This is a genomic window from Mesorhizobium sp. WSM4311, from assembly GCF_002295115.1.
GTDB lineage: Bacteria > Pseudomonadota > Alphaproteobacteria > Rhizobiales > Rhizobiaceae > Mesorhizobium.
Map to the genome: position 1 here is coordinate 24,970 of NZ_NSFV01000016.1, position 15,505 is coordinate 40,474.

10 protein-coding genes are annotated in these 15,505 nt (G+C 64.0%); 6 read left to right on the forward strand and 4 right to left on the reverse strand.

The window, feature by feature from the left end:
- Nucleotides 1-103: 103 nt before the first annotated feature.
- On the reverse strand, nucleotides 104-883 hold the full coding sequence (locus tag CK226_RS29125; RefSeq protein ID WP_095793697.1) for an SDR family oxidoreductase: 780 nt from the start codon (nucleotides 881-883) through the stop codon (nucleotides 104-106).
- A gap of 152 nt (nucleotides 884-1,035) precedes the next feature.
- On the opposite strand from CK226_RS29125, the gene CK226_RS29130 reads away from it, so the two are divergent.
- Both CK226_RS29130 and CK226_RS29135 read left to right on the forward strand, forming a co-directional pair.
- The gene (locus CK226_RS29130; RefSeq protein WP_179296547.1) at nucleotides 1,036-1,818 is read left to right on the forward strand and encodes a UDP-2,3-diacylglucosamine diphosphatase; all 783 of its coding nucleotides are present in this window, start codon (nucleotides 1,036-1,038) and stop codon (nucleotides 1,816-1,818) included.
- A gap of 124 nt (nucleotides 1,819-1,942) precedes the next feature.
- Entirely contained in the window at nucleotides 1,943-3,208 is a 1,266-nt protein-coding gene (locus CK226_RS29135) for an MFS transporter (RefSeq protein WP_095793698.1), read from the forward strand.
- Here CK226_RS29135 and dgcA read toward each other — a convergent pair.
- A complete protein-coding gene (gene dgcA, locus CK226_RS29140; protein WP_095793699.1) occupies nucleotides 3,128-4,111 on the reverse strand; it encodes an N-acetyl-D-Glu racemase DgcA in 984 nt (327 codons plus the stop codon). The two genes, CK226_RS29135 and dgcA, sit on opposite strands and share 81 nt — an antisense overlap.
- 77 nt (nucleotides 4,112-4,188) lie before the next feature.
- On the opposite strand from dgcA, the gene CK226_RS29145 reads away from it, so the two are divergent.
- Genes CK226_RS29145 through CK226_RS29160 form a run of 4 tightly spaced genes read left to right on the forward strand, consistent with a single transcriptional unit; the run spans nucleotide 4,189 to nucleotide 8,266 of the window.
- Nucleotides 4,189-5,376, forward strand: a complete 1,188-nt coding sequence (locus CK226_RS29145; protein WP_095775350.1) for an ABC transporter permease — start codon at nucleotides 4,189-4,191, stop codon at nucleotides 5,374-5,376.
- A gap of 4 nt (nucleotides 5,377-5,380) precedes the next feature.
- A complete protein-coding gene (locus tag CK226_RS29150) occupies nucleotides 5,381-6,190 on the forward strand; it encodes an ABC transporter ATP-binding protein (protein ID WP_095775351.1) in 810 nt (269 codons plus the stop codon).
- Between the two features lie 14 nt (nucleotides 6,191-6,204).
- Nucleotides 6,205-7,578: an MlaD family protein gene (locus CK226_RS29155; RefSeq protein ID WP_095793700.1), complete on the forward strand. Its 1,374-nt coding sequence runs from the start codon at nucleotides 6,205-6,207 to the stop codon at nucleotides 7,576-7,578.
- Nucleotides 7,579-7,615: 37 nt separating this feature from the next.
- Nucleotides 7,616-8,266: an ABC-type transport auxiliary lipoprotein family protein gene (locus tag CK226_RS29160; RefSeq protein ID WP_095775353.1), complete on the forward strand. Its 651-nt coding sequence runs from the start codon at nucleotides 7,616-7,618 to the stop codon at nucleotides 8,264-8,266.
- Nucleotides 8,267-8,291: 25 nt separating this feature from the next.
- Here CK226_RS29160 and CK226_RS29165 read toward each other — a convergent pair whose 3' ends face one another.
- Both CK226_RS29165 and CK226_RS29170 read right to left on the reverse strand, forming a co-directional pair.
- Nucleotides 8,292-8,906 (reverse strand): 3'-5' exonuclease, encoded by a 615-nt coding sequence (locus CK226_RS29165; RefSeq protein WP_095793701.1) that lies wholly within the window; start codon nucleotides 8,904-8,906, stop codon nucleotides 8,292-8,294.
- A gap of 99 nt (nucleotides 8,907-9,005) precedes the next feature.
- Nucleotides 9,006-15,419: a kinesin gene (locus CK226_RS29170; RefSeq protein ID WP_095793702.1), complete on the reverse strand. Its 6,414-nt coding sequence runs from the start codon at nucleotides 15,417-15,419 to the stop codon at nucleotides 9,006-9,008.
- Nucleotides 15,420-15,505 lie beyond the last annotated feature (86 nt).

Consider the following 15,505-nt stretch of genomic DNA (forward strand, 5'->3'; position numbering starts at 1 on the left):
CGCGCCGGCAGCATTAAGTGACGGCGCGTCGAAAAGCAAAAAATATCAAATGCTTATGATCATTTCATGCCACACGAGTCGCGCCGCTTCGCAGACCTTGCGATCAAAACGCGCTGACGTAGAGGCCGCCATCGACCGGTATGTTCTGGCCCGTGAGATAGCCGGCATGGACCGAGCAGAGGAAGGCGCAGATCTGGCCGAATTCCTCCGGCGTGCCGAGCCGCTTGGCCGGGACATCGGCGCTGATGCGGCTCTTGCGCGCGGCCGCCGCGGCAGGGTCCTCGACGGTGCCGGCCTCATGCGGGCCGCGCAGCCGGTCGGTGTCGAGCTTGCCGGGCAAGAGGCTGTTGATGGTGACGTTGCGGTCGATCACCGTTCGCGCCACGCCGGCGAGGAAGGAGGTCAGGCCGGCGCGCGCTCCCGACGACAGGTCGAGACCGGGAATTGGGACATAGACCGACAGCGAGGTGATGTTGACGATGCGGCCGAACCCGCGCTTCGCCATGCCGTCGAGGACGGCCTGCACCAGTTCGATCGGCGTCACCATGTTCTGGGTCACGCCTTCGAGGATTTTCACACGATCGAGTTCGCGGAAATCGCGCAGCGGCGGGCCGCCATTGTTGTTGACAAGGATGTCGGGTTCCGGGCAGGCGGCGAGCAGCGCCTTCTGCACTTCCGGTTTCGAAACGTCGCCGACGACTTCCGTCACCGTCACGCGGTAACGCGCGCGCAGTTCCGCGGCGGTCTTGGCCACCAGTTCGGCGTTGCGCCCATTGACGACGATATCGCAACCGGCCTCGGCCAGCGCCATGGCGCAGCCTTTTCCAAGACCCTTGCTCGAAGCGCAGACGATGGCCTTCTTTCCGCGGATACCAAGATCCATGACGATTTCTCCTGTGATTTGGCCGGCAAGCTAGTCCCTAGGCTGGACCAATCGCAACCGTCATACGGTTGTTGCATGAATCGGGGCATAGGCTGCGCGAAAGCAAGGATGAAATCGCGATGCCAGGCCACGAGCCCCGCACTTTCCGCAGCATGTTCATTTCCGACGTCCATCTCGGCTCGAAGGCGGCGAAGGCCGAGTTCCTGATCGATTTCCTGCGCTACCATGACGCCGATATCATCTATCTGGTCGGCGATATCGTCGATGGCTGGCGGCTGCGGCGCAGCTGGCACTGGCCGCAAAGCCACAATGACGTCGTGCAGAAATTGCTGCGCAAGGCGCGCAAGGGCGCCTCGATCACCTATATCGCCGGCAATCACGACGAATTCGCCCGCCAGTTCCAGGGCGTGCATTTCGGCGGCATCGTCGTCGCCGACCGCGCCATCCATGAAACCGCCGACGGCAAGCGCCTCCTCGTCATCCATGGTGACCAGTTCGACACCGTCGTCCACAATCAGCGCTGGCTCGCCTATCTCGGCGACCACGCCTATGACGCGGCTATGAACGTCAACCGGGTGGTGACCCGGCTGCGCCAACTGCTCGGCCTGCCTTACTGGTCGTTCTCGTCCTGGGCCAAGGTCAAGGTCAAGAAGGCGGTCAACTTCATCGGCTCGTTCCAGACCGTGCTGACCGAGGAAGCCCGCCGCTCGCATGTCGACGGCGTCATTTGCGGCCATATCCACCATGCGGCGATCGAGAATTTTGACGACGTTCGCTACATCAACACCGGCGACTGGGTGGAGAGCTGCACGGCCGTGGTGGAGCACTTCGATGGCCGGATGGAAATCCTGACCTGGGCGCAGGTGCTGCCGGAGTCGTGGGACGAACCTTTCATCCCGATGCTCATCGAGGATCGGGTCGGGCAGGCGGCCTGACACGAAGTTCGCGACGACTTTAAGCGTCAATCATTGGTCCAGCCGGTTCCGCCTGCTTTTCCGCCATGTTAAGGGATCGATCCACGTCGCCGGCAGATCGAGCGCGGCGTAATTGGATCGATTCATGTCCCTGCCGCCGCTTTCGCCAGAACAGCTCGTCAAGCCGCGCCATTTCGAACTGCGCATGAGCCTGATCTTCGGCACACTGTTCATATCGCTCGGCACGCATCTGCCGTATTTTCCGCTCTGGCTGCAGGCCAAGGGGTTTCACGCCGAGCAGATCGCCGTCATCCTGGCCGCGCCGATGTTCCTGCGCGTGGTGACCACGCCGCTGCTGACGACGCTCGCCGATCGCGCGAGGGACCGCGCCAATGTCTATGTCGCGCTGGTGGCAGCCTCGCTGCTGCTCTCGGCGGGCTATTTCCTCACCCCGACCTACGCGATGGTGCTGGCTGTGTCGCTGGCGCTCACCGTTGTCTGGACGCCGCATTCGCCGATCGCCGATTCGCTGGCGCTTTCGGGCGTGCGCCGCTTCGGCTCGAACTATGCCAGCATGCGCAAATGGGGATCGATCTGTTATCTCTGCGCCAATGTCGCGGGCGGCTTCATCCTGGCGGCCACCGGACCCCAAGCCGTTCCGGTGATCATAGTCCTTGCCCTTGGCGCGGCGCTCGTCGCCGGGCTGCTGGCGCCGCGCATGGGGCGCCCGCGCAAGGCCTCGCCGTTGTCGGCAGTGGAAATCCAGCACGCGGCCCCGAGCCTGTTCAATGCCTATTTCCTCTACTTCACCTTTGGCGTCGGCATTATCACCGCCAGCCACGCCTTCCTCTACGGTTTCGTTTCCATTTACTGGAAATCGATCGGCATCAGCGATTCCGTCGTCGGCCTGCTGTGGGCATGGGGCGTGGTGTCCGAAGTCTGCATGTTTTTGTTTTTCAACCGCATTTTCGCTTCCGTGTCGGTCGTCAAAGTGATGGTGATCGCCGGCATCGGCTCCATCGTGCGCTGGATCATCTTTCCATTGGTCTGGCCGCTCGGGCTCGGTATCGCCGGCTTCTTCGCCGTGCAGTCACTGCACTCGGTGTCTGTCGCCATGGTGCTCATCGGCCTGCAGAGAATGATCGCCGAGACCGTCTCCGAAGAGCGCACGGGTGCAGCGCAAGGCATCGCCTATTTCTTCAACGGCTTCTTCATGGCCGCCGTTACGCTGGCTTCCGGCCCGCTCTATGACCGTCTCGGCGTCGATGGTTTCCTGGTGATGATCCCGATCGCGATCGCCGGCCTGGTGCTGATCGGGCTTGCCGCGCGCTCAGCCCCAAAGCGCCCGGTCCGGGGGGGAGACGAGCGATCCCTGGTAGACGAGACCCGGCACACGGTCGCCGGCAAGTAGCAGCGGACCGTCAAGGTCGACGAAATCGGCGTCCTGGGCGAGCAGCACCGCCGGCGCCATGGCAAGCGACGTGCCGACCATGCAGCCGACCATGATGCCGAAACCGAGCTCGCGGGCGCGGTCGCGCAGCATGAGCGCCGCCGTCAGTCCGCCCGACTTGTCGAGCTTGATGTTGACGGCATCGTAGAGGCCGAGCAGCGTTTCCAGATGCTTCGCCTCATGCACGCTTTCATCGGCGCAGATCGGCACAGGATGGGCGATGTGGCGCAGGATCTGGTCCTGGCCGGCGGGCAGGGGCTGTTCGACCAGCGCAATGCCTCGCTCCGCCGCAAAAGCGAGGTTTGCCACGATGTTGTCGTCGGTCCAGCCCTCATTGGCATCGAGGATGATTCGGCTCCGAGGCGCTGCCTCCGTCACGGCGCGAATCCTGGCCACGTCGTTGTCGCCGCCGATCTTGACCTTCAGCAGCGGCCGGCCGGCATTGGCGCGGGCCTGTGCCGCCATCGCTTCGGCTTCGCCGAGCGACAGTGTGTAGGCGGTTTCCAGCGGACGCAGCGGCGCCGGCCAGATTGCGCTTGCCACCGGCTTGCCGCTAATCTTGGCTTCAAGGTCCCACAGCGCGCAGTCGACGGCGTTGCGGGCGGCTCCCGCCGGCATAGCGTCGAGCAAAGCGGTCCGGTCGATGCCATCGGCGATCCGCTCGCGCATGGCCTCAATCGCGGCGTGTACGCCGTCCATGGTTTCCCCATAGCGCTTGTAGGGAACGCACTCGCCGCGCCCGCTATGACCGTCCTGGCTGATCGTGCAGGTGATGACCTCGGCCTCGGTCTTGGAGCCGCGCGAAATGGTGAAGGTGCCAGCGATTGGAAAACGCTCCGCCTCAACCGAAATGACACGCGCCATATTTTTCTGCTCCGGCTGTGCGAGAAGGGTTGTCGGCAAATCGACAAGGTCGGACCCATCAGGCTAAACAGGACGCCATGTTGACCATCGGCAAGCGCGACGCAAGCGGCACCACCGCCTCGGAGGCTGACCACCAACCGCGCGTCGCGGTCGGCGAGGAGGGTGGCGTGCTCGGCTGCGCGTTCTCCGGAATCTGGACGACACGGACTGTGGCGCTGGTCGACGCCGACATGCGCAAGATCGAGAAACGAAACGGTTTCAAGACTTTGGCGCTCGATCTTTCGAAAATCGAGAAGATCGATACCGCCGGCGCCTGGTTAATCGACCGGCTCGTCAGCGCCTTCGAGAAGAAGAAGGTCGAGGTTCGGCTGCAAGGCCAAAGCGAGATCGCCGCCATCCTGCTCGACGCGGTCGGCGAGGCTGTCCGGCGCGAACCCGAATCCGGCCCGGCGCGGCCGCCCAATATCGTCATTCGTGCCCTCGAGGCGGTTGGCCGGCGCGTCTACGAGATGCGTGACGATTTCCTCGCCTCGATGAATATTCTGGGCGCCACCATCCGCGGCGCGCAGATGAAGCTCGGCCGTGGCCATGCCGTCAACCCGGCGGCGATCTTCAACCAGATCGACCGCATGGGCGTCGGCGCCATTCCCGTGGTGGTGCTGATGTCGGCGATCGTCGGCGCCATCGTTGCCCAGCAAGGCGCCTACCAGCTCAGCTATTTCGGCGCCGACATCTTCGTCGTCGACCTCGTCGGCGTGCTGATCCTGCGCGAACTCGGCGTGCTGATGACGGCAATCATGATCGCCGGCCGCTCCGGCAGCGCGATCACCGCCGAGATCGGCTCGATGAAGATGCGCGAGGAGGTCGACGCACTGAAGGTCATCGGTCTCAATCCGATTGGCGTCCTGGTCTTTCCGCGCCTGGTTGCGCTGGTGATCGCCTTGCCGTGCCTGACGATCATCGCCAATTTCGCGGCACTCGGCGGCGGCATTGCCGCGGCCTGGCTCTACTCCGATATCCCACCCGCCGCATTCATCGACCGCCTGCGTGTCGCCATCGATCTCAGCACGATTTTCGCCGGGCTGATCAAGGCGCCGTTCATGGCCATGATCATCGGCACGATCGCCTCGGTCGAAGGCATGAAGGTCGGCGGCAGCGCCGAATCGCTCGGCCAGCACGTGACCGCCTCCGTGGTGAAGTCGATCTTCGTCGTCATCATCCTCGATGGGCTTTTCGCCATGTTCTACGCAGCTATCGAGTTCTGACACAATGGCGAAGGGCAATGGCATCAAGACGGAGGAAAAGGACCAGAACGAGATCGTCCTTTCGGTGCGTGACGTCACCGTTGCCATCGACGACAAGCTGATCCTCGACAAGCTTTCGCTCGACATCAAGCGCGGCGAGATCCTGGGGTTCGTCGGCGCTTCGGGCGCCGGCAAGTCCGTCCTGTTGCGCACCATTCTCGGGCTGATGCCCAAGCAGTCCGGAACGATCAGGCTGTTTGGCGTCGACGTCGACAAAGCAAGCGATATCGAGCGCCTGCGCATCGACATGCGGCTTGGCGTGCTGTTCCAGCATGGCGCGCTGTTTTCGGCGCTGACCGTGCAGGAGAATGTGCAGGTGCCGATGCGCGAATATCTCGACCTGCCAAGGAAGCTGATGGACGAGCTGGCACTGCTCAAGATCGAGCTGGTCGGGCTGCCGCCGGACGCGGCGCAGAAATTCCCATCAGAACTTTCCGGCGGCATGATCAAGCGCGCAGCACTTGCGCGCGCCCTGGCGCTCGATCCGGATATCGTCTTTCTCGACGAGCCGACGTCCGGCCTCGATCCCATCAGTGCTGCCGAGTTCGACGAACTCGTCGTCAAGCTGCGCGACACCATGGATCTGACCGTCTATATGGTCACGCACGACCTCGACACGCTGTTTACCGCTTGTGACCACGTGGCGGTGCTCGGCAAGAAGAAAGTATTGGTCGAGGGCACCATCGACGACATGCTGAAGAGCGAGGAACCGTGGGTGAAATCCTATTTCCGCGGAAAACGCGCCCGCCAACTTGATCTTGCCGCACGTGCATAGCCATAAGTGAAATAATGGAAACCAGAGCCAACTACGTCATTGTCGGCATCTTTACGCTGGTTGCGATCCTGGCGGCGTTCGGCTTCGTCTACTGGACGGCGGCGATCGGTGACAGGGGCGAGACGACGCTGCTGCGCGTGCGCATCCCTGGTTCGGCTTCCGGTCTTGGCCGCGGCAGCTTCGTGCTGTTCAACGGCGTCAAGGTCGGTGACGTCAAGCGCGTCTATATCGACGTCGACAATCCGACGGTCGCCATCGCCGACACCGAGATCGATCGGATGACGCCGATCACCAAGTCGACGCAGGCCGATATCGGGCTTGCCGGCCTCACCGGGCAGGCCAATATCGAGCTCAAGGGAGCCGATCCCAAGGAAGTGAAACTTCTCGATCAGGCCGAGAAGGAAGGCAAGGTCGCCGAGATCGTAGCCAACCCTTCCGCCGTGACCAATCTGCTGCAGACGGCGCAGAACATCTTCACCCGCGCCGACAAGGTGCTGTCCGAACTCGAGGGCTTCACCAGGGATGTTCGCGGGCCGCTGACACAGACTGTCCAGAACGTGCAGACATTCTCCGATGCGCTGGCCAAGAATTCCGACGGCATCGACAAGTTCCTGTCCAGCGTCAGCGCGCTGTCCGAAGAACTGAAGGGCGTGTCCGGCAAGCTCGACGGCACGCTGAAGGCGGCGGAGGGCCTGCTCAACGCCGTCGACAGGGACAAGATCAAGAGCATCGTCGCCAATGTCGATACGGTGACCGCGAACCTCAAGCAGACATCGCAGCAGCTCGACGGCGTGATCAAGAATGTCGACACGGCGGTCGGGTCAGTCAATGATTTCGCCAAGCAGACGCAAGGCACGCTGACCAAGGTCAACGGCGTGCTCGACGGTGTCGACCCGGCGCAGGTGCGTACGGCTCTGGCCAACATCCAGAAGGCCAGCGAAAACGCCAACAAGGCCGCCGCCGACATTGCAATGGTGACCGACAAGTTCGCCAACCGCGCCGACGATATCAATCAGACGATCAAGGACGCCAAACAACTCGCGCAGCGCCTCAACGATGCCTCGGTGCGGGTCGACGGCATTCTGGCCAAGGTCGACAATTTGCTCGGCTCCGGCGAGGCCAACGGCGTGATGGCGGACGCCAGGGCCACGCTGAAGTCGTTCAAGCAGGTCGCCGACACGCTGAATGCGCGCCTTGGCACCATCACCGACAATCTGTCGCGCTTCTCAGGCCAAGGCCTCTCGAATGTCGAGGCGCTGGTGCAGGACAGCCGCCGCTCGATCACGCGTATCGAGGAAGCGGTCACGGATCTCAGCCGCAATCCGCAGCGCATTCTTTCAGGTGGCGAGGGCGAGGTTCGGCAATTCGACGGCAGGGCGCGGCGTTGACTTCGGCGTCTGCTCGCCCCAAGAACATGAGCCGCGGATGCGGGTTGATCTTACGATCCGGGGACAACGGGGATCGCGCGTGAAGTCGGTATGGGTGAGAACGGGTGGATTGACACCGGCTGCGGCGCTGCTTGCGCTATCGCTTGCCGGCTGTGCGGTACTGGGCGGCAAGCCTGCGCCGCTCGACACATTCGAGCTTTCGGCGCCGTCGGTTGACGCCCGTGGCCATAGCCGCAAGCAAATCCTGATCGCCCAGCCCTCGGCGCTCAAGGCGCTGGACAGCCAGAACATCGTCATCAAACCCTCCGACCGCTCGATCCAGTATCTGAAGGGCGCGCAATGGGCCGACCGGCTGCCGGTGATCGTGCAGGCGCGGCTGGCGGAGACCTTCCAGCGTTCGGGCAGCTTTGCCGGCGTCGGCAAGCCGGGCGAGGGCCTGGCGATCGACTACCAGGTGATCGTCGAGATCCGTTCCTTCGAAGTGAGTGTCGACGGTGGCGAACATGCCGAAGTCGACCTGTTCGTGCGCCTGCTCAACGATCGCAACGGCGAGGTACGCGCTTCCAAGAGCTTCACCGCGTCCGCGCCGGTTTCGGGCAGCGGCAATCCTGCCTATGTCAGTGCGCTCGACAGCGCGTTCGGCGATGCCGCCAAACAGATCGTTCGCTGGACCGATTCGGTGATCTGAGCGCAATCCCGCCAGACGCTTCAATCTACAAGCTGTCGAAGGCTTCCGGCTGCAGCTTTCCAGTCTTCATCAAGTGCTGCAGCGTGTAGGTGACGGACAGCGCGTCGTCGAGCGCGTCATGTCCCTGCAATGGCGGGTGTTCGACGCCATGATAGTCCGCAAGCTTGTTGCTTGGCGTCCGTGCGAGATCCTCGAGCGGCATCCCCGCCGCGATCAGCAGCTTGACGGCGTTGTCGAACCGGGTGGCGGGGATGGACGGCTGAATGCCCGCGACATAGCAACTGATGGCGATCATGTTCAGTTCGTCCTTGCCCCAGGACCAGAACCGCGCGCCATCGGAAAAGCGATCGACCCTGGCAAGTGCTTCTCCAAGCGCAACCCCTTCGGTCTCGATGTTTTTCTCGGTTATGCCGGTCAGTCTGGTGAAGAACGGATCGAGTTCGTATTTCCGGCCAAACCGGTCGATCGGTCTGATATAGGCCTTGTGCGTGCCGAGCAGCGGAAAGTCGTCTTCGAGACCAAGCCTGACCGCGCCGATCTGCGCTATGACAGGGTCGGGATCGTGAGCCGCGCACCAAAACCGACGTTGCGACCCCTCAAGGCAGAGAAATTCGCAGTCGAATATGATTGCCGTCTTCACGGTCAGCCCCCTTTTATCGGTGAACCGGGCGTTTGGGTGCCTGCTTGCGGAAACGCAGAGGTTTCCGCAAGCAGATCCCGGCCATCTGGCCGCTGACGCTTAGTGCAGGCGCCCGCTGGCGTGGGCCAGCATGGTGTAGACCTTGCCGGTGTCCGAGGTCAGGTAGGTCTGCGCCATGATGTTGTCGCGGTCGTTGCGCGAGACGTCCTTGAGCAGTTTTTCGAAGTCGTCGCAGTAACGGTCTACGGCGGCGCGGAATTCGGCCTCGCCCTGATACTTGCGGCGGATTTCGTCGAACGTCTGCTGGCCCTTCAGCGTGTAGAGCCGGCGCGTGAACACGTCCCGCTCGCCACGCCGATAGCGGTTCCACAGCTCGATCGAAGCATCGTGGTCAATTGCCCGTGCGATGTCGACGGATAGCGAGTTCAGCGATTCCACGACATGCAGCGGCGAGCGCTGGGCAGGGGCCGCGCGCGGCGCTTCCACGGGCGCCGAGGGTGCTGCCGCCGGCCTGAGATCCGCATCGTTCGACGCCGCTGTCAGGAGGTCGCGCACCCAGCCGCCCTGTGGCGTGCGGGCGCCGGCTTCGGGACGCTGGCGCGGCTCGGCCGGACGCTCGAGATCGAGCGTGCCGCGCAGCGCCGTGCCGCCCAACGGCGCCTGAGGCGTGCGAAGCTCCGGCTGCGGTGCTGCCGGCGCGCGACGTGGCGGTTCGGCGGGACGTGCTGCCGGCGCTTGCGGCGCCGGGCGCAGATTGCGTGGCTCCGAGGTGTCGCCGCCGCCGCGGCCGGACTTCGCGACGATGTCGGAAAGCTCCTTCAAGGCGTTGATCTGCTCGGAAACGGCGCGGCGGATCGCCGAGGTCGATTCCTTTGCCTCTTCCGGCATCTCGATGACGCCCTTCTTGAGTTCGGCGCGGGTGAGGTCGAGTTCGCTCTTGATCGAGCTCGCGGTGCGCCGCATCTCATCGGTGGCATCGGCGAAGCGCTTGGTTGCCGAATCGACCACGTCGGTGATGGCATTGCGGATCTTGTCGGCCGACTCCATCGTCTTGCCTTCGGCGTTCTGCAGCGTCTGGCCGACGAGGTTTTCGAACGAGCGCATGACCCTTTCGAGATCCTCCGACTTCTTGACCAGACCGACGGCGAGGTCTTCGAGCGATGACTGCCTTTCCAGCGTGTGCTCGAGGTTGCTCTGGGCCGAGCTCAACAGGTCCGAGGCGCTGGCCAGGAGGCGGCTGTGTTCATCGAACTTGGTGGCGATCGAGGCCACTTCGCGCAAGGTCGACGACGACAGTTCCGTCAGCCTTGTGGTGTTCGAATCGACAAGGCGCGCCGAGCTGGCAAAGGTCTGCGCCGCCTTTTCTGTTGTCGCCGCGAAGCTCTGCGTGCTGCCGGTCAGGCGTTCGTCGACCTGACCGAGATTGACCGCGGCCTGCTCGATCAGCTGACCGAGCTGCGAGCTGGACTTGGTCATGCGGCCGATGAGATCGGCAACACTGTCGGACAGCGACGAGCGGGCGCCTTCGACCGCCGACAAGGTCTCGGCGGTGCGGTTGGCGAGCGCGTTGACCAGGGCGGCATTTTCGCTGCGCAGCTTCTCGGTGGCGCGTTCGGTGACCTCTTCCATGCTCTTTTGCAGTTCCGAGCCACCCTGGGCGAAGCGTTCGACCAAAGGCCGCGCGGTTTCGTCGAGGATCTTCGACATTTCGGCCGACCGCGCCGCGAGCATGGTGTTGAGTTCGCGTGTGTTGGCGCCGATCGTCTTGGCGGCGTCGTTGGTGCTCTGGCCGATATGCTGGCCTACAGCGGTGAAGGTCTCGGCGATCACATTGGCGCGCGAAACGAGCTGTGCCTCGGCGCTCGACACCTGCTCATTGAGCCTCTGGCCCATTGTTTCGGTGGTATGGGCGAGGCGGTTCTCGACGCTGGCGATCTGCTCCTCGACACGGGCGGCCGCAGCCGCCGCGGTCGATGCAAGACGCTCGTCGGCGCCGGCAAGTGCCTGCTCGATTTCGCGGGCGTGCACGGCCAGTTCCTGGCCGGTCTGGCGCGCACGGTCGGCGACCTTCTGCTCGGTGCTGGCGAAAGCCCCGACGATGGTCTGCGCATGCTCGCCGATCGTCGAAGAGCTGTCGGCGATGCGCGAGACCAGGCGTTGGTCGGCCTCGTCGAAGATGCGGCCGATCTCGGACGCACGGCTGGACAGAGCATCCGAACCTTCGGCGATGCGCGAGACCAATTGCTGATCGGCGGCATCGAAGATGCGGCCAAGGTCGGTTGCGCGGGCGGCGAGCGCCTCGGCGGATTCGCCGATGCGCATGCCGAGCCGCTGGTCGGCGCTTTCGAAGTTGCGCAGGATGTCCCCGGCGCGGGCGGCCAGCGATTGTGCCGTCTCGACAGCGCGGGCGACCAGTTTCTGGTCGGCTGCGTCGAAGGTGCCGGCAATCTCGCTTGCACGGGCCGCCAGATGGTCCGCGGTATCCTGGGCCCGGGCAGCCAGCTGGTCGGCCGTTTCCTGGGCGCGGGCGGCGAGCTTCTGGTCCGCCAGTTCGAAGGTGCCGGCGATCTCGCCGGCGCGGGCGGCCAGTTGATCGGCGGTTTCGTGGGCGCGGGCCAGCAGCGAGCTGGAGGCGTCGTCGGCGCGGGCGAGCAAGGCGTTGGACGTATCTTCCGCACGGGCGTGCAGGCGACGGTCGGCTTCCTCGAAGGTGCGGGCGATGTCTTCGGCCCGCGCCAAAAGGGCGGCGGACGTCTGTTCGGCGCGCTCGGCGATCTTGCGGTCGGCATCGCTGAAGGCTGCACCGGCCTGCTCATGCAGCGCGCTGGTGACCTCCAGAACCTTTTCGCGCAAGGCGCCGGCGACGAAGACCGCGCTCTTTTCGAGCACGCTGCGGACATTGTCGACGCCGGTCGAGAGCGCGCGCTCCATGGTTCCGGCGCGTTCCTCGATGATCCCGGTCTGACGGCTGAACGCCTGCTCGATCTTCTCTACATCGGCGGCGATTGCGGCCGAAATGTCGGTGCTTCTGGCAGCGATCTGGTCGATGTGGCCGGACAGCGAACGGTCGACGTCCTTGCGGGTCTCTGCGAGCTTGCCGAGATCGTCTTCCAGCGCGCGGCTCAGCATGTTGCGGCCTTCGGCCAGCTTGCCGACATGGCCAGCGATGACGCCGTCGATCTCGCCGCGGCTTTCGCTCAGCTTCTGCAGGTCGGCCTCGAGGGCGCGCTTGAGAATGTCACGGCCTTCGGCGAGCTTTTCCACCTGGCCGGCCACCAGCCCGTCGATGCTGGAGCGGCTTTCGGCGAGCTTGGCGAGATCGGCTTCGAGGGCGCGTTTGAGAACGTCGCGGCCTTCGGCCAGTTTCTCCACCTGGCCGGCGACCAGGCCGTCGATGCTCGAACGGCTCTCGGCCAGCTTGGCAAGGTCGTCCTCGAGCGCCCTGGACAGGGTCGAGCGCTCCTGGACAAGCCTGTCGGCGTGGCTGCCGACCAGGCCGCTGACGCTTTCGAGGTCGGCTTCCAGCGCCTTCGACAGCGTCGAACGGTCCTGGATGAGTCGCTCGGCATGGCTGTTGACCAGGCCGTTGACGTTGTCGAGGTCGACTTCCAGCGCCTTCGACAGGGTCGAACGATCCTGGACGAGCCGATCGGAATGGCTGCTGACCAGGCTATTGACGCTTTCGAGATCGGCTTCGAGCGCCCTGGCGAACTGGGCGCGGTCGTCGACCAGCTTCTGCGACTGGTCGGCAACGGTGTTCTTGATGGTGTTGAGGTCGGCTTCGAGGGCGCGCTTGAGAATGTCGCGGCCTTCGGCCAGCTTCTCGACCTGACCAGCGACCAGCCCGTCGATGCTGGAGCGGCTGTCGGCCAGCTTGGCGAGGTCGTCCTCGAGAGCCTTCGACAATGTCGAACGATCCTGAACGAGCCTGTTCATGTGGTCGGCGATGACGCTGTTCACATTCTGCAAGTCGGCTTCGAGGACCTGCGAAAGCAGTCCGCGATCCTCCGCCAGCCTTTCCGATTGGCTCGATATGACATCCTTGATGGTGTTGAGGTCCGATTCCAGCGCGCGCTTGAGAATGTCGCGGCCCTCGGCCAGCTTCTCGACCTGACCGGCGACGAGGCCGTCAATGCTCGAGCGGCTTTCGGCCAGCTTGGCAAGGTCGGCTTCCAGCGTCTGCGACAGCAGGCTGCGGTCGTTGGCGAGTTTGACCGAATGATCGTCAAGCAAGCCCCTGATGCCAGATAGGTCGTCCTCGAGCGAACGGCCGAGTTGGCTGCGGTCATCCACGAGCTTTGCCGAATGCGCCTCGATCAGGCCCTTGATGCCGGCGATATCGTTTTCCAAGGCCTTGGCGAGCACCGCACGACCTTCGGCGATCTTCTCGACCTGACCGGCGACCAGCCCGTCAATGCTGGCACGGCTGTCGGACAGTTTGCCGAGGTCGGCTTCCAGGGCGCGCGACAGGATGTTGCGGCCTTCGGCGAGCTTTCCAACATGACCGGCGACCATTTCATCAATGATTGTGCGGGCTTGCACGAGTTTTCCGGAGTCTTCGTTGAGAGCCAGCGAAAGCCTGTTGCGGCCTTCTTCCAGCCTTTCGAGGTGGCTGCCGAGCGACGCGTCGATGGCGGCCCGCGATTCGTTGACCTTGCGCAGATCCTCTTCGAGGGCGCGCGCGATCAGGCTGCGGCCTTCGGCCAGCTTCTGCACCTGGTTGGTCACCGCGGCATCGATACCGTCGCGGCTTTCGGCGAATTTCTCCAGGTCCGCCTGCATGGCGGCCGCCATGCGCTCGCGGCTTTCGGACAGCTTGCGGCTGTGGTTTTCGACGGCTTCCTCGATGCCGACACGGGCGTCGGCGAGCCGCTGGATGTCGCTATCGAAAGAACGCGAGACGACATGACGCGCCGCTTCCATGCGACCGGCAAAGTCGCTGGCGCGAGCCTCCAGCATGCTCGATGTCGAGGTGACGATGTCGGCCATGTCGGCGCCGATCTGGGTCTTGCCCTGATCGATCATCGCGGCCAGCGTATCCTTGCTCTCGGCGAAGGTGTGGGCAATTTCGCGGGCGCGCTCGACCAGCGTCTCGTTGATCTGGCGGGCGCGGGCCTCGAGCGCTGCGTTGAGCTTCTGCGTGCCGGTGTCCAGCGCTTCGGCGCGGGTCTGGAATTCGCTGATCAGGGCCTGACCGCGTTCGGCCAGCGTACGTTCGATGCCGTTGAGGCTGGCTTCGAATTCCGAATTGAGGGTGCGCGCGGCGCCGCCGAGCAGCGAAACCATGCCGGTGGTGCGATCGTCGAGCAGATCGGTCAGCGACCGGGTCAGGCCGTCCGTCGTATCCGTCAGCTTGGCGATGCGCGTGTCGAGCAGGCTGGCGAAGGCCTCGCCGGAGGTCGAAAGCTTGTCGGTGATGGTGTCGAGCCGGCCTTCCACCGAATCGAAGATCGACATCGAGCTTTCATTGATGCGGTCGATGAGCGTGTCGCCGGAATCGGTGATCGTCATCGACAGCTTGGTCGACGCATTGAGGATCGAGTCGCGGATGATGTCGCTGGCGGAGCCGATTTCATCCCTGAGCGTCTCATGCGCACCGGCAATCGAGGCACGGACGCGCTCGGCATGGCTGACGACCGCCTCGCGCTCGCTGCCAAGCCCGTCGACGAGCGAACGGATGCGGGTTTCGTTTTCCGAATAGGAGCGCTCGATCTGGTTGACTTCGCTGTGGACCAGCGTTTCCAGCTCCACGGCGCGGGCCAGCGTGCGTTCGATGCCTTCGCCCATGGCCGCCACCTCGCGGCGAACGGCCTGGCCGATCATCATGACGCGATCCTGCGCCATGTTTTCCGGCTCGGTCAGGCGGAAGGCCACTTCCGTCATCGACTGGGCGGCAATGCGCATGTCCTGGGCGCGGCGAATCATGGCTGCGAAGGCCCAGAACAGGATGATCGGCACGATCGCCGCGACGGCGAGGCCAATCAGTTCGGGACGGGCAAGGAACTGGTCGAGGGTGCGGATCCTCCAGATGCTCGGTCCGAACAGCAGGTTGGCGAGCCCGCCGGCGCCGGCGATCCAGGCGAGCGAGACGAAGGCGACGATCCAGTAGACGGTGTTGGAGGCGCGCCTGTTGAGGCCGTGCAGGAGGGTCTTGTAATCCTTCTGGCGATCATCATTGGCCGGCGCGAAGCCCGTGGGCTGCGCGCCGTTGCCATTGCCATTGCGTGTCTCCACGGGGCGCAGTTCTGCCGGCTTGGCCTTCGGCGCGGGACTCGCGGGCTGATTGGCAATGGGGGCCTGATTGGCGGCGGGTGCCGGCTTCTGGTTGCGTCCCTCGCGTGCCAGCTCGTCGGCGGCCTGGGATATCTGCGCTTCCAGATCTTCCATCGAAGCCGCGATATCGAGATCGCCGCTGCCGATGTCGCCGCTGAGGTCGAGATCGAGCGCTTTTTCCAGTTCCCTGGCCACGTCGCTGTCGAGATTTCTCGTCGTCGTCGTTGGTTTCTTTGCCATGCCTTCGCTACCCTGTACTAGCTGCCGCGGGGCTTATAATTGTCTTTGTCGTACCCCCGCGCAGGAGGCTGAAAATGGACCCTCGT

Excerpts from the sequence above, each read along its gene's own strand:
- CK226_RS29125 (WP_095793697.1), bottom strand. The coding sequence starts at position 883 with ATGGATCTTGGTATCCGCGGAAAGAAGGCCATCGTCTGCGCTTCGAGC.
- CK226_RS29130 (WP_179296547.1), top strand. The coding sequence starts at position 1,036 with ATGTTCATTTCCGACGTCCATCTCGGCTCGAAGGCGGCGAAGGCCGAG.
- CK226_RS29135 (WP_095793698.1), top strand. The coding sequence starts at position 1,943 with ATGTCCCTGCCGCCGCTTTCGCCAGAACAGCTCGTCAAGCCGCGCCAT.
- dgcA (WP_095793699.1), bottom strand. The coding sequence starts at position 4,111 with ATGGCGCGTGTCATTTCGGTTGAGGCGGAGCGTTTTCCAATCGCTGGC.
- CK226_RS29145 (WP_095775350.1), top strand. The coding sequence starts at position 4,189 with ATGTTGACCATCGGCAAGCGCGACGCAAGCGGCACCACCGCCTCGGAG.
- CK226_RS29150 (WP_095775351.1), top strand. The coding sequence starts at position 5,381 with ATGGCGAAGGGCAATGGCATCAAGACGGAGGAAAAGGACCAGAACGAG.
- CK226_RS29155 (WP_095793700.1), top strand. The coding sequence starts at position 6,205 with ATGGAAACCAGAGCCAACTACGTCATTGTCGGCATCTTTACGCTGGTT.
- CK226_RS29160 (WP_095775353.1), top strand. The coding sequence starts at position 7,616 with ATGCGGGTTGATCTTACGATCCGGGGACAACGGGGATCGCGCGTGAAG.
- CK226_RS29170 (WP_095793702.1), bottom strand. The coding sequence starts at position 15,419 with ATGGCAAAGAAACCAACGACGACGACGAGAAATCTCGACAGCGACGTG.